Below are 15,353 nucleotides of genomic sequence, written 5' to 3' on the forward strand. Positions count from 1 at the left end.
TTTAAAAATTGAAGACAAGAATGAACTTTTTGTGAATGATTATCTCAAACGCAAACATCTAATCCCAATTCCTGAAGCAATCAAGTTAGCCAAACTTAACGCAACGGGTTATACGTTCAATACATATCTAAGCAAAAAAATTGAATTAATCTATAAAATCGGTAATAAAGAAATAGTAAGTGACGAAGAAAAATTTCTAATTAAAGAAATTTTTGAAACATTGCAAGAAACACAAAAATACTTATCAAACATTCTTAATTTTTAAAAGTTTTCTTGCTTCTTCTTTTTCAGAAGAAGAAGAAATTTTGCTTCTTTTGTTTGCAAAAGAAGAACGAAACAAGAACATTGAAATTTATTTAATGTTCTTGTTTTGCGTCGAAATGTTGGTTTGACCAAAAAAAACTATCAAATAATGGTATTAATAAACAAAATTTTGTTGGTTATTTTTAACAAACATGATATAACATTTACAATCAATTTAACCTAACCTCAAGGGGTTCATTTTGTTTAATGTTTCACACATTTCAAAAATAAATAGTGTTATAAAATGGAAAAGTTTCAAATATCAAACAAAATGAAACACATGAGACACGTTGAATTAATCGCAAATGTTATATCATGTTTGTTATTCAAATTACCATGCGAGATTTTGTTTTTAGTCCCTGTTTTTTGAAACTCTCTTAACCGTTTTCGCTTTCTTTTTATAGTTGAAATTGAGACATCTAAAGTATTGATAACTGTTTATTTGTTCAATCGCTATGCCTTGTAATTTGTCTGTAAATTAAATCGTTTTTTGCTGCATATTTCTGATTTTTCATACCAAATTATATTCCTTAGTTAAATTCTAACTAAGAGGTTCATTTTGTTTGGTATTTGAAAGAAATTTGCAATATATATATTTACTAAATTTAAGATTAATAAAATAATATAATATAATTGCTGTTAGTATAATTCTTAACCAGAAGTTTATATTAATATTTTATTTTTTTATACTCAATTTCTTTTTAAACACCAATTATCTTTTCAAGGAGTTAAGTAATGGACGCAAATATAAATTCTAAAAATAAACAACAAATAATTAATGATTTAAAAACAAAATTACTAGATACAACACTTAGAAATCCACTCATAAATTTCAAAGGTAATGAAAATAATTCTATAAATATTCTTTGCAATAACATTTCTGAATTACTACTCAGTATTGAAAGAAATCAAAAAAATAATGCATACAGTATTGAAACAAAAGACACAGATGAATCAATAACAAGCATTGAAAAAAATGTGTTTTTTTCACATAGAACTATAGATGGTTTACAAAAAACATTAAACACTATTTACTCTAAATGTAAATTGATGTTAGAAGAACGTGGAATTAATGTTCTATATTTAGCTTTTGGAATTTTAGAGTGAGTTGACTTAAATGGAAATTCTATTAGATCTCCTTTAGCGTTTTTACCATTACAAATATCACGTCGACATCTAAAAGATATTCCTAAAATCACAATTTTGGATAATGAACATTTGCAAGTCAATAACTCACTAGAGAAAAAAATAAGCACCGAATTAAAAAAGACTGATTTATTTACAGTAGCATTAAATCCTGAAGCAAGTTTAAGTGATGAATACAAGCAAATTAGAAAAAATTTTGAAGTTATAGCAAATGACATAAACAAACTTAATGAAAACAATGAAAATGAGTCAGAATGAAGAATAGTTGATGAAGTAAATATCTCGATATTCCCTTTTTCATCTATCAATGTATATAACAACCTTTGCAATTCTGAAGATGAAGTTAGCAATTCATTAATTATGAATGTTTTGGCATCAGATGTCACATTAGATAATGCATCAATTAATGAACCAATAGTTAATGAAACTGATATTGATAATTCTATTGACCCTACATCCTATTACCATGTTTTGAAATCTAACTCATCACAAGAAGCAGCAATTCAATCAGCAATAAAAGGCCAAAGTTTTATTATTCAAGGTCCTCCAGGAACAGGGAAAAGTCACACAATTACCAATATTATTTGTGAACTTTTAGCCCGAAATAAAAAAATACTTTTTGTTTCTGAAAAACTATCAGCAATAAACGTTGTTTATAATCTACTTGAAAAAATTGGTTTAAGTAATTGAGTATTGAGATTGCACAGCAATGAAATTAAGAAACAAGAGTTTTATCAAGAATTAGGTCGAACCCTTGAACTTTCAAAAAATTATCAGTCGGTTCCAAGTGAAACAGTACAAAAATGAGTTTCAAAATACAATAATTCTATTAACGAAATTGAGAAATTTAAAACAAATTTGACTCAAAAAAGAGGTTCAATCAGTAAGTCTATCTATGAACTAATTGGTGAATATCAAAAACTAGTTAATTTAGACTCACAGGACTTAATTTTTAATATTCCTAATTATGTAACTATAACACAAGAAAAATATGAAGAATTAATACAAAAAGTCAATAATTTCGAACTTAAATTAAACATAATCAATCGATCACCAAAACAAAACCCATGATATGGTATCAAAGATCAATCATTGTCTCTTACTCAAAAGGAACACAATTTTGAACTATTTAATAAAATTAAATCATTATTAAACAATTTAAAACATAAGATGCTTCAAATGTTGAGTGATAATGCAAAAAACAACATTGATTCAACACCTTTAGAATCATTGAGTTTAATTAATAAACTACTCGCAGATAGCACAAAATTTAATCTTTTAGATAAATATAATAATATGTTTTATGATTCATTTAAAACACTCCCTGATCATATTGAAAAAATTGTTAATTCATTAAAAAAATATGAAGATCACTTAAGTGAAATTACACAAAAATATAAACCTGAATCATTAAACAAAAACCCGCATGAAATGCTTCAAAAAGCACTTTTATACAAGGAAAAAAGTAAATTAGCGAAGTTTTTTAGCAAAGAATATCGAAGCATAAAAAAAGAACTTCTCAAATATAAAATAAAACGCAAAATAAATGATGTAGAACTAATTAATGATTTAGAAAGTTTCAACATTGCTCATGAGCAAAAAAATAATATTGACTTAGATTTAAATGCATGCAAAAATATTTTTAATATTGATTACTCAGGAATGAATTATGAAAAATTAAGCAATGAATTAAGTTCTATTAAATACTTTGCTGAGTTAAATAGATTATTCGATATGTTGCATTTAAATACCTTCCAAAGTAAAATGCAATGTGCACAAATGTTTCGTGATATAGGTGCTTTAGCTGATGAATATCGTCAAATATTCAGTGAATTTGATACAAAAATCAATGAATTTAATTCATTGTTCACTGATAATATACTGCAATATTCAATAGAAAACGAATCACTCAAGGATGTTGAAAGAAAATTACACAATCTCACAAATGTTCAGTTCACTTATGAAGACTACATTGATTTCCACCGTTCGTATTGTCAACTTGAAAATGATGAATACACCAAAGAATTTGCACAATATATAATTCAAAATATAGACAGCAAAAAATTCACTAACCTAAAAAATATTTTTGCTAAACGTTTTATCTTATTAATAACCGATAGCTTCATTAATAAATTTATGCCAAATTGGTCATCTGTTGAGTATGAAAACATTTTGCGCGAATACAAACAAACTTTAGACTACCTTTCTGAAATAGCTAAATATAAAATTATTCAAAAAGTTATTGAAAATACACCTGTTTCTGGTGAAAGTATTATTTCAACAAATCATAAAATACTGAACCAACAAATTGCAAAAAGTCGTAATAAAATGCCTATTCTGTCATATATAGAAAAATATGGAGACTTTTTAACCACAATTAAACCATGTTTAATGCTTTCGCCAACTTCATTTAGTACATATTTTGCACGTAGAAATGTAGATTTTGATGTAGTTATTTTTGATGAAGCTTCACAATTAAAAACAGAATTTGCCATTTGTCCTTTAAGTGCAGCAAAACAATTTATTATCGCTGGCGATAATAAACAATTGCCTCCAACTAACTTTTTCCAATCAGTTGATAATCCTACTGAAAGCGATGGAAATATCACTAGTGAATCTGATTTTGAATCAATATTAGATAGAATGCAAGGTAAAATTAATGATATGATGCTTAAATGGCATTATCGTTCAATCTACGAAGAACTTATCACACCTTCTAATGAATTTCTTTATGATAATAGATTAATTACATTCCCTAGTCCAACAAAATCACGCAACTTAACAGATGAATATAAAGGAATTAAATTCCTTAAAATCAATGGTATTTATGAAGACCAAACCAATGAAATTGAGGCTGAATACATCATTAATTTATTGCTAGACTTACGCAAACAATATGGTAATTCAAAATCTATTGGCGTTGTTACCTTCAACCTCAAACAAGCAGCACTTATTGAAAATAAACTGCGAAAATATGTAAAAAATAATCCAATTATCAATAAACTCTACGATGAAAACAAACTCTTTGTCAAAAATATAGAAACCGTTCAAGGAGATGAAAGAGATATTATTATTCTTGGAATTACTTTTGGACAAAACAGAAAAGGCACAATTTCTATGAATTTTGGTGCTTTAAACACAAAAGGTGGTGAAAGAAGGCTTAATGTCGCAGTCACTCGAGCTAAAATTTCAACTATTATTGTAAGTTCAATAAATTATTCTGATATTCGTGTAGAGAGCGTACAAAACAAAGGACTGGTATTCTTGCAAGAATACTTAAAATATGCACAATACGGTCCAAATTCAAATACCGAAAAAACTTTAGAACAAGGTATTAAAACATTCAATAGTGCGTTTGAGTTGGAAGTATATAAAGAAATAGAAAAATTAGGTTTTAAAGTTAATAATCAAGTCGGCAGTTCTAGATTTAAAATTGATTTAGGTGTGCTTAATCCTCAAGATGATTCGCAATATACACTTGGTATTGAGTGTGATGGAGCAACATATCTCTCATCATTTTCAGCGCTAGATCGTGATTTTATGCGTCAGTCATTTTTAGAATCTAGAGGTTGAAATATCTATCGAATTTGATCAACTAATTGATTTAAGAATACTGAATATGAAATCAAAAAACTTCACCAGGCTATTGAAAATTCTCTTAAAAATCTCAATAAACCACAAAATAATGACTTAATTTTAGAGCAAAACATTGACAATGGTTCAGATAACAGCGAACAATACACTAAACAAACAGAAGACAAAAACGATGAAAATGTTGAGTATTTTAGCATAGATCATCATCAACAAATTAATCGTGATGAAGAAGACGAAGAAGAAGAATACGTTGAAACTACTCACAAAGAAATAGAACCTGAGAAATTACATTCAGACAACGAACAAGCACAAGATTTATCACTTAATGTACAAACCATTTCAAGAAAATCAAAAATAGAATTTGATTACTTTATAACTTATGATGAATTTATAAACAAATTCTATATCGACAATAAGCAGTTAATTATTGATTTTTATTCATTCGAACCATCAACGACCTTATCTCAACGATTATTTTCTACAGGAGCAGAGAAAAATAGAATAAAAAACTTTGTTTCTTTAATTATTAATAAAATTTTTGAATACTACAACACATTAGATATAAATACAATAGTAATGGTTGTTAAAAAATGTATTCCAGATTCAATATATAACTATGTTTTGAGTTACTTTAAAATTAAAGAATTAATTAATGATTGTTTAGATATTCACACTCCACACTTCCTAACTAAAATATATGATAGAAACAAGGAAAAATACTTTTACCACAAAATAGGTTCATCACTTAAACCTCTTGTTTGCAAAGAGCGCAGTGATAGAAGTTTCCAAGACTTAGCAGAATTTGAAGTTTGTTATCTAATGCTATACATCCTTAAACATATAGGAAAAACATCATATGATGACTTTATTTCAACTGTTCTAACTGCTTTCAATGTGAAACGTTCTACAGTGGCAAAAAATTATGCTTCGCAAATGATTTCGAAATTAGCAAAATATAATATTATTATCTGAGAAGAAAATAATGACGTTTATCTTGCTGAAGCCTACGAAACACAAGATACTGAGGAATTAATAACAAAAATGTTCAATTTACCACTTAATTCCGCATTAAGTGATGAACAAAAAAACAACTTATAAATAAAATAAGTTGTTTTTTTGTTGCCTTTCCTGCGTTTCCCACTTTAAGTATAAAATAGAGCCCTTTGTTAGCTCTATTTTATACTTAAAGTGGGAAACGCAGGAAAAATTATAAATTAACCATATATATGTTAAAAGTTTAATTTCAGTTTATATAACTTATTTTCTTAATTCTTCTGCTTGCTTTGAAATTATTTCTGTATTTTGAATATATTTCTTTTCCTTGATAATATAAGACTTAACAAGCGATGATGTCTTATTTAAGTTATTTATAAAATCTTTTTTTCAAGATTTATAATCATTTGATGAAAAAGGAATAAAAACTGGAAATGTATAAAATTTATCAACATTATTGAATTCACTAATAGAATGTTCTACATAAGGTTCGGGTTCTTTTAATCTTTTATCATTACTTGGAAAAATAACACCGCTAGCATGGCAATTAATTGATACCATATCCCTTATACATTTATCATAATCACTCAATACATCACTAAAAGGTTTTTCTTCAAAAATAATTTCGCTTCATGCCTCTTTGAATTTTGCATCTAAAATCATGAAAGGTTTTTTCTCATTATCATTGCTAAAAAAAACATAATCAGGAAATGTTTGCTGTTTGAATTTTCTTTCTCCTTTGTAATCTATAATTTTAATTTCCTTTTGAGAAGAAAGAGTATATTCATCAGATTTTAAAAATTCTTCTAAATAATTCTCTCATAAAGTCGGAATATAGAATAAAATTCCTTCTACTTTATTTGAATTATCTCCATTAAAAACAGATATACCTTCATTTCTTAAAATATTTAAGCATATTTTTCTTAACGATTCATACTCGATATAAAAGGGATGTGAAATTGAATTTAAATTTTTCATAATAGTTGTTTTAAGACTATATTTTCAATGTTTGGTATTAAATGACAAATTGTCGATCAATCTTTTCATTTCTGTATCTGAATCGAATATTCTATTAACCTTTGAAAAGTATTTTTTCTTTAGATATTGATAGGTTTTAACTATTTTAGATATTGATAGGTTTTAACTATTAAATGATTAGTGTAATTGTCAATACTATTTTCTCTATACGAATATGATATCAGACCGCTGTTCATTCACATATTTTGTTTAATATGTTTAGATACATCGATTGTTCCTCTAAGCTTGTCATCATTTTTTTCAAATCTTTGGTATGTTCTAAATTGCCCCTTAATGCTTGCTTCCTTTAATTTATATTTATAAGAAAATAATAAAAGATAATCAAAAATGTTAACTTTGCTATTTAAAGGTATAAAATCTTCATTTAAGATCAAATATTTATCTGATAGCATTGTAGATAGAAAATTTGGTTCTCCGATTTTTTGATCCTCTTTTACATCAAATCTAGATTGAATTTGAAGAGTAATTTCAATCTCGTATTCATCATTTGACTCTTGTTTTGATAATTCACCTTTTATATCACTTTTTTTAATTTTAATTGATTTTGATAATATTCCAACAAGGCCATCAAAATAGTATATATTTTCGCTTAGTTGATTAAATAATTCATATTTTAAACGTTTTTTACTTTTATTAACAAGTTGATTACTATTATTAACAACTAATTCTTCAACATCTGTCTTTATTTTGTTTAAAAAATATAAAAGTATGTTTTTCTTATTACTATTTAATAATTCGAAATCAGGGCCGCTTATTTTAGTACGACCTATATCTTTATAAATATAAGAAAAATCTCTTCCATAAAATGTAATCTTATTTTTCATACGATACATCCAAAGCTTTGGCGCACTCATAAATTAATTTATCAACTTCTTCAGAATTTCTTCCTCTAGTATATTCTTTAATAATTAAAGCAATGTCATTATTAAAAATTTCTTGTAATGTAGATGATTTATATTCTTTAAAATAAGCATGTCCTATATGGTAAGCTTCGGATAAACCAAATTTAGCACCTTCATTAGAAATAACATCATTCATAGCGCAAATTCTTTTTGCTAATTTTTTAGCTTTTTCTTTATCAATATTTAACATATTAATAAGTGATTGCTTGCAAATCTTTTTAGCATTTACTTCTATTCATTGGAACCTTCTTCGTAAGGCAAAATCAAAAACATCTACCGATTTATCAATATCATTCATAGTTCCAATAATATATAAATTCTTAGGAATAAAAAAGCCACCTTCAAAACAATCGAAACTTAATAAATGAGCTTTTCCATCTGACTCTATTTGATATGTTCTTAAATTTTTATATTGCGTTTGAAATGAATTTTTAATTCCCCTATAAGACTCTTCAAGTCCAAACATTAGTTCTCCAAAAACTTTAGACAAATCAGCTCGATTTATCTCATCAATGATAAAAAAGTATTTTGTTTTAAATTTATTATTTTCTTCTGCATCAGAATATTTTTTTTCAAAATCTTCAAAAGTTACTGGTAAAGTATCTCCTAATTCTTTAAAGTTATTCATTATAACTTTGCGACAAAACGCCTTAAATATACCATCCTGTTTTACAAATGTTGGCTTGTCGTTAGCTGCATTAAAAATAATGGCAGGTCTCAATCCTTCTATAAAATCTGAATAATCATACGATGGGTGAAATTGAACAAATTCACTTCTATCATTATTTGTTTTAATCCGATCATTAACATAAGACCTAACATTATAAGTTTTACCCGTTCCTGGAGCACCTGTTAAAACTATCTGGTTATAATCTTTTAAAGCATCTGATATTATTTCAAATATATAGTTTTCATTAGCAAAAAGTATTTTGCTTAATGTTTTTGAAACTTCAAAAGATTGCTTTTCGGTAATTTTATTTATATCCAATGACAAAATTTCAAAAGCTTTTTCCATTATATTAATATTTTGTTTAATTTGAGACATTCCTTCATTTTCTATTTTGAATAAGTCGAGACCTTTTTCAATTGCTTCATCTTTATAAATTTGAGCAATTCTATATTTGTATTCACATTCTTTAACTTTAGACTCTAAACAAATCATTTTTTTAATAATTTGCTTAGCTACAAATTTCTCATATAAGTCATCTTTTTCTAAATCATATAATTCTTTAAATGAATTGCAATTTACTATTTTTTTTAATAAAGGTTTTATTTTTTCTTCAAAATATATATTAGCGGTTTCACTATCAGCTTCCTTTTGTTCTTCTTCATTATCATATTTATTAAGATAAAAAGTTCCATTGTCGTTCATTTTAATCATGTATTGAAAAGCATTTCCAGGTCTTGACAATCCAAATATGTTAGAACCTCATTCTAAAAAGTGATTTAAATAATGTTCTAATTTTTTTCGATTTGTATACTCTTTTAATGTAATTGTTCCATCTTTAATTTGTTGACGATACTCTTTTCATTTATCTATAGTTTTATTTTGCTTATTCAGTTCTTTTTCATAAACCTTATCTTTATAAGTATTTTCATATAAATTAATTAATTTATTTTTAATAATAATCCATTCTATTTCTTCATATTCAACTTCTAATGCTTTAGCACATTCAGCTATAAAATCATTAATAACAGATTGTTGTCTTCCTCTTGTATATTCTTTAAGAATTGGGACGATACTCCTATTAAAAATATGTTTTAAACTTAAGGGGTTATTCAAATCAACTTTTTTAAAATATGCATGACCAATATGATAAGCTTCTGAAAGACCTAATTCTCTTCCTTTAACAGAAATAACATTATTCATTTTTTTGATTTTATCAACCAAGGTATTAATTTGTTCAGGAGAACTATTTTTTAATATTTCAGTTAATGATGTATGTGCAACTTCATTAGCTTTTATTTCAATTCATTTAAATCTTCTCCTTAGAGCAAAGTCAAATGATTCGACTGATCTATCAATATCATTCATAGTTCCAATAATATATAAATTCTTAGGAATAAAAAAGCCGTCAGAAAAACAATCAAAATCAATTATTTTTCCTTTTCCGTTTGTAATTTCATATGTTTTTAGATTTTTATATTGCGTTTGAAATGAATTTTCAATTCCCCTATAAGACTTTTCAAGTCCAAACATTAGTTCTCCAAAAACTTTAGACAAATCAGCTCTATTTATCTCATCAATGATAAAGAAATATTTATCCGTACAATCATCTTCGTATTTTTTATATAGTTCGCTGAATGGCAAATTAACCTCAGTTGGATTTTTAGTTTTAATTTTATCGTAATTTTCAGTGACTACTTTTCTACAAAATGCTTTAAATATACCATCCATTTTTACAAACGTAGGTTCTTCAATAGTAGCTTCGTCTAAAACAACAGGTCTCAATCCTTCTATAAAATCTGAATAATCATATGACGGGTGAAATTGAACAAATTCACTTCTATCTTTATTTAGTTTAATCTGATCATTAACATAAGACCTAACATTATAAGTTTTACCCGTTCCTGGAGCTCCTGTTAAAATTATCTGGTTATGTTTCTTTATTGCTTTATCTAAAATTAATTTTATTGATGATTGTGAATATTCAGTAAATTTATTAATATCAATATTTTCTTTATTTAATTCTTTATTTAGTTGCATGTTTATCCCCTAAAATCTTTGTTTTATAACTAGTAAATAACTTTGTTCAAATAAAACACTTTTTCAAATGTAAAATATCAAACAAAATAAACCTTTTGAGAATAGGTTTAATTAATTATAAATGTTATACAGTGTTTGTTAAAAATTATGTCAGTGATTTTGTTTTTAATACCGTTATTTGATAGTTTTTTTGATCTAACCAACATTTCGATGAAAACAAGAACATTAAAAAATTTTTATATTCCTGTTTTGTTCTTCAAAATGTATTGAAACAACTTTATTTGTACCAACATCTTGAGCGAGCAATATTGTAATTTATTATGACTATTAAATCAGTAATTGCTACAACCATCGATTTCAACGATATCACCAAACTTATATACGCTTTTGTAGTTTAATCGCCGCCTTGTTTTTTTTCTTAGGATTCGTAATATTTAAATTGCAATATAAAAAATAAATCTTTATTAGTTAAGATTTATTCTATTTCGTTTAGCAATTTTTTTGCCTTCTTTTGTTGCATACGGACTAGCAACTCCAAGTTGTTTAAAGCGTCTAATCAGAGTTGAATATGAAAAATCTTTAGTTTCTGAACACTCAAAGTTTTCAAAAAATTTATAAAAGGAAATCAAAGATAAAAAAGAAGAACTATCATTATTGTTCTCATTCGCTGTTAATCTATAACTTTTAAAATAAGTTTTGCACAATCCTATAAATTTCTCATCCGAATGTTTAAGAGCATTTTTGTTATTTAAATTACCGTGCGTGATTTTGTTTTTAGTTCCTGTTTTTTGAAACTCTCTCAACTGTTTTCGCTTTCTTTTTATAGTTGAAATTGAGACATCTAAAGCTATTGATAATTGTTTATTTGTTCAATCACTATGTTTTGTAATTTGTCTAAAAATTAAATCGTTTTTTGTTGCATAACTCTGATTTTTCATACCAAATTATATTCCTTAGTTAAATTATAACTAAAAGGTTCATTTTGTTTAGTATTTAAAACTATAATTACATAAGTACTTAATTAAATTCTAAAGTCGTATGCTTGATTGTTTCCAACAAGCTTTAAGATCTTCGGGTAACATACGTCACTTCGCAAAATATTCTGTTTTATAAACTCCAAAATGTTATGAAAATCATTATTAGTATTTTTACATCTTTTTTTATAAACAAAAAGGTGGATAGATTTTACTCTAATCACCTTTTTGATCTGTGTATTACAACTTATCACTACTTCAATATTATCCACTGACCTAATTTTGTTGAACCTTCATATCGAATGTGTTTAGCTTTCCTCATTTTAGTTAAATGATAACGTACACCATCAATGGTAAGATTTAGTTTCCTTGCCATTTCTTTCGTACTTATATGAGGATTTTCTGTGATTATTTTAATAATCTCTTCCTCTTTCATGGTAGTTTTAGTAGTAGTTTTCATAGTAGTTTTTTCATAACTACTATCAATGTCTTTCAAAAATTCATCATTCACGTGCATAACTGCATTGGTATAGTTATCTTCTTCATTATACGGATAAAATACGAGCTCAGGAGAGCCATTTTTTAATAATGATCTTTTGTACGTCTTATTCCTGATCCATAAGACTCTATCAAATTAAGAGAAAAGAACATATCATTAAGTTCTTTATTAAGATATTGCCTTCTATCAAAACTTTTATCTCTATTAAGAGCTTCAATAGTTACAGGAGGAAGTGAGAAATATAAAACAAAATAAGTCGCTTGAAACACGTTGAATTAATTGAAAATGTTATATCATGCTTGCTATTTTTCCATTTCATAACTTACTAATTTTTCTAACTTAGATTAATAGAAATCTTTTATAATACTATCGTAACTATAAAGAGAAGGGGAGAGACAAGCTCATTGAACCTTCAGCAACTTACCTAACAAAGGCAAAGTGCTAAAGCTTGTATGATAGTGAAGCGTTTAATTTTGGTAAAAATAATTAACTTCCTATCATAACTATAGGAAGTTTTTTCTTTCTTTTTTAGTTGCTATTAATTATTAAAGAAGGAGAAAAAATGACAAAAATATTTGATGAATTAGCAAGTATTTGCATTAAAAATAACATAATTGAAAAACAAAAAACTGAGAAACTCATAAAAGAATATAACGAAATAGATGCAATAGTTAAGATAATTTCATCAGATGAATTTATATTGAATTATGAAAAAGTTTTATCTGCATGAAAATTATTAGAAAAGACTTATTTAAAGAGTCCTAATTTTATAATTAAATTTTTGGAGAAAGTATATTGAGATGTGAAACATGACTTTATTGCTCTTATTTTAAAAAGGCATGTTGATAAGCAAATATTAAATGAGCCTGAATTTATTAGACAAGTGTTGAATTTTTGCAGTTTTTTTGATTTATTTGATTTTGATATTAATAATGAAGATCATTATAATATTGTTTTGAACGAAATAATTGATCATAGGTATTTATTTAAAAGGTTAAGCTATGAATTTAGAAATAATAAAAAATTTGTAATGGATGCTATAGAAAAAAATCCAGAGATATTAGTTGATATATTTGATAAATTTAAAGATGATTTTCAAGTTATGGAGTTTGCAGTCAAAAGGCTGCCAAACAATTTTAAATATGCTTCAGATCGACTTAAAAATGATTTAGATTTTGCTTCAAAAGCTATTAAGAGAAAAGGTGATAATTTAAAATATACACCAACTCAATTGAGAGATAAAAAAGATTTTGTTTTACAAGCAATACAAAAAGACCCTTATTCAATAAGATATGCTTCAGATAGATTGAAAAACGATAAAGAATTAGCATTATTAGCAATTAGTAAAAGACCAGGTTCTTTACAATTTCTCTCTGATGAATTAAAAGATGATAAAGAAGTTGTATTACTTGCTGTTTCATTATCGCCTTCTGAATTAATGAACTCATCAGATAGATTAAGAGCAGATAAAGAAATAGTCAAGAAGTCCATGCAAAATATTTGTTTTTTACAGCATTCAGAATATGTGTCTAAAGAAATTAAGAATGACCCTGATGTATTTAAATGAATAGCAGATGCTTACAATGACGAGTATAAATGAATAGAAGAATCTTACAAAAAAAGATAGTGTTGTTATGATTAATTAAAGTAGTGAGTTTCGGAGTTTAAACTAAAAAAGCGAAATTTGCGCTATTTTATACGCAAAAATCGCTTTTTTTAATTTATTCATACCATTTTTAATAATTGTGTTTATTTTCTAAGCCTTCGGTAAAAAATTATACTAACGGCAATTATCATTATTTTTTTAATCTTAAATTTAGTAAATTTACATGTTGTAAAAGCTGATTCGTATCTAATAAAAGATCGTTTAAAATCTCTTTTTGTTTTGCTGTAAATGCGTTTCTACGAAGATATGTATCTGATATTTTTGTAACTTCAATTTTAGACAATTCATTAATTATTGTGCTGTATGTTTCATTTCTCTTTCTTGCTATTAAATCTTTGCAATAAAACATTATGTAGGCCCTTACGATACCACTAATAAATGTTAAAAATGTTTTAGATTCTAAATCTCCATCAGTGTATGAATAGTTTTTATTTAAGTTGGTTTGAGTTTTGATTCATCTAAACATTTTTTCAATGCTATCTCTATTGTGGTATGTATTTTGCACTTCATCAATTGTTTTTTCAGCGTTTGCTACTATGGCACAATATTAAGCGTTTTTTATATGTTTTTCAAATGATTCTTCCTTTGGTTTTACACTTAAAATTCTTCGTTTTTCATCAAGCTCAAATCAAGATATTCAGAAAAATTATGTTCATCTTCTTTTGTTAATTTTTTCATGTTTTTAACTTGCTCAACTAAGCGTGTAAAGTATTCAGTGCAAAATGAAACTCTTTCTGATTCTTTAATAGGTTCATAGAGCAAAACAATATTAAATTTTTTATTTAAATCATCAAAAACTTTGTCTTTCACAATCATTTTGAATGATTTTTTATCATTTGTTAAATTACTAATTTTATGTTTAATATAAAAAACAACCATTTTTGTAGAAAAAAATAGTTATTTTATGAGATTTTTATTGTTAGTATAATTTTTTACCGAATGTTTAGAATCAAAGCAAAAAAATTGAATTAATATATAAAATCAGCAATAAAGAAATAGTGAGTGATGAAGAAAAAATTCTAATTAAAGAAATTTACGAAGCATTACAAGAAACACAAAAATACTTATCAAATATTCCTAATTTTTAAAAGTTTTCTTGCTTCTTCTTTTTTAAAAGAAGAAGAAATTTTGCTTCTTTTGTTTGCAAAAGAAGAACAAAACAAGAACATTGATTTTGATATGTACCCTCTTTACTGGACAAATAAAAACCAGTAAGGAGGGTTATTTTTATGCTCTATAATTTTGAATTTAAAAGAAAGTGTGTTGAAATGTATCGACAAGGTATGTTGCCAAACACCCCTGATGGTGTTTCAAAAGAATTATTTAGAGCCACAGTTCGAAAATGGGTCAGAATCGAAGATGCACGTGGACCTGAAGCATTAAAGCACAAAATACAAAATAAGGTTTGGTCTTCAGAAGAAAAGCATGAGTTAGTATCTCGAGTGCTTGCAGGAAATTCGATTAATTCTGTTGCGATTAATGCAGGAGTAAGTAAGGGAATTCTATATCAATGGGTTCGCAAATATGAAAT

The 15,353-nt window shown here is 26.1% G+C and carries 11 protein-coding genes and 1 riboswitch; of the genes, 4 read left to right on the plus strand and 7 right to left on the minus strand.

What is annotated here, in order from left to right; genetic code table 4:
* Both T385_RS03705 and T385_RS0101685 read left to right on the plus strand, forming a co-directional pair.
* Positions 1-265: hypothetical protein (locus tag T385_RS03705; protein ID WP_029905906.1), on the plus strand; the 265-nt coding region annotated here is incomplete at its 5' end.
* A 773-nt stretch (positions 266-1,038) separates the two neighbouring features.
* Positions 1,039-6,141: a DUF4011 domain-containing protein gene (locus tag T385_RS0101685; RefSeq protein ID WP_029905952.1), complete on the plus strand. Its 5,103-nt coding sequence runs from the start codon at positions 1,039-1,041 to the stop codon at positions 6,139-6,141.
* A 159-nt stretch (positions 6,142-6,300) separates the two neighbouring features.
* Here the strand turns inward: T385_RS0101685 and T385_RS0101690 are convergent, their stop codons facing one another.
* The 5 genes from T385_RS0101690 to T385_RS03735 all read right to left on the minus strand — a co-directional run bounded on the left by T385_RS0101690 (position 6,301) and on the right by T385_RS03735 (position 12,153).
* Entirely contained in the window at positions 6,301-7,014 is a 714-nt protein-coding gene (locus T385_RS0101690) for a 5-methylcytosine restriction system specificity protein McrC (protein ID WP_156953946.1), read from the minus strand.
* Positions 7,015-7,154: 140 nt separating this feature from the next.
* Positions 7,155-7,898 (minus strand): 5-methylcytosine restriction system specificity protein McrC, encoded by a 744-nt coding sequence (locus tag T385_RS0101695; RefSeq protein WP_029905956.1) that lies wholly within the window; start codon positions 7,896-7,898, stop codon positions 7,155-7,157.
* Positions 7,888-10,683, minus strand: a complete 2,796-nt coding sequence (locus T385_RS03560; protein ID WP_051677956.1) for an McrB family protein — start codon at positions 10,681-10,683, stop codon at positions 7,888-7,890. The genes T385_RS0101695 and T385_RS03560 overlap by 11 nt, the downstream gene beginning before the upstream one ends.
* Before the next feature lie 464 nt (positions 10,684-11,147).
* Positions 11,148-11,621: a hypothetical protein gene (locus T385_RS0101705; RefSeq protein WP_029905960.1), complete on the minus strand. Its 474-nt coding sequence runs from the start codon at positions 11,619-11,621 to the stop codon at positions 11,148-11,150.
* A gap of 289 nt (positions 11,622-11,910) precedes the next feature.
* A complete protein-coding gene (locus tag T385_RS03735) occupies positions 11,911-12,153 on the minus strand; it encodes a winged helix-turn-helix transcriptional regulator (protein WP_245601767.1) in 243 nt (80 codons plus the stop codon).
* 375 nt (positions 12,154-12,528) lie between these two features.
* A riboswitch (SAM riboswitch) is annotated at positions 12,529-12,618 on the plus strand.
* Positions 12,619-12,718: 100 nt separating this feature from the next.
* Between T385_RS03735 and T385_RS0101715 the strand changes: the two genes are divergently transcribed.
* Complete coding sequence (locus T385_RS0101715; protein WP_051677957.1) at positions 12,719-13,783, plus strand: DUF4116 domain-containing protein; 1,065 nt, start codon at positions 12,719-12,721, stop codon at positions 13,781-13,783.
* Positions 13,784-13,952: 169 nt separating this feature from the next.
* On the opposite strand, the gene T385_RS0101720 is transcribed toward T385_RS0101715, so the two are convergent.
* A complete protein-coding gene (locus T385_RS0101720) occupies positions 13,953-14,288 on the minus strand; it encodes a hypothetical protein (protein WP_156953948.1) in 336 nt (111 codons plus the stop codon).
* A 131-nt stretch (positions 14,289-14,419) separates the two neighbouring features.
* Positions 14,420-14,638, minus strand: a complete 219-nt coding sequence (locus T385_RS0101725; RefSeq protein ID WP_156953949.1) for a hypothetical protein — start codon at positions 14,636-14,638, stop codon at positions 14,420-14,422.
* 413 nt (positions 14,639-15,051) lie between these two features.
* Here T385_RS0101725 and T385_RS0101735 point away from each other — a divergent pair.
* The coding region (locus T385_RS0101735) for a transposase (RefSeq protein WP_029905969.1) at positions 15,052-15,353 on the plus strand (302 nt) is incomplete at its 3' end.

Origin of the sequence: Mycoplasmopsis opalescens ATCC 27921, from assembly GCF_000712185.1 — a bacterium.
Taxonomy (GTDB): Bacteria; Bacillota_I; Bacilli_A; order Mycoplasmatales; family Metamycoplasmataceae; genus Mycoplasmopsis; species Mycoplasmopsis opalescens.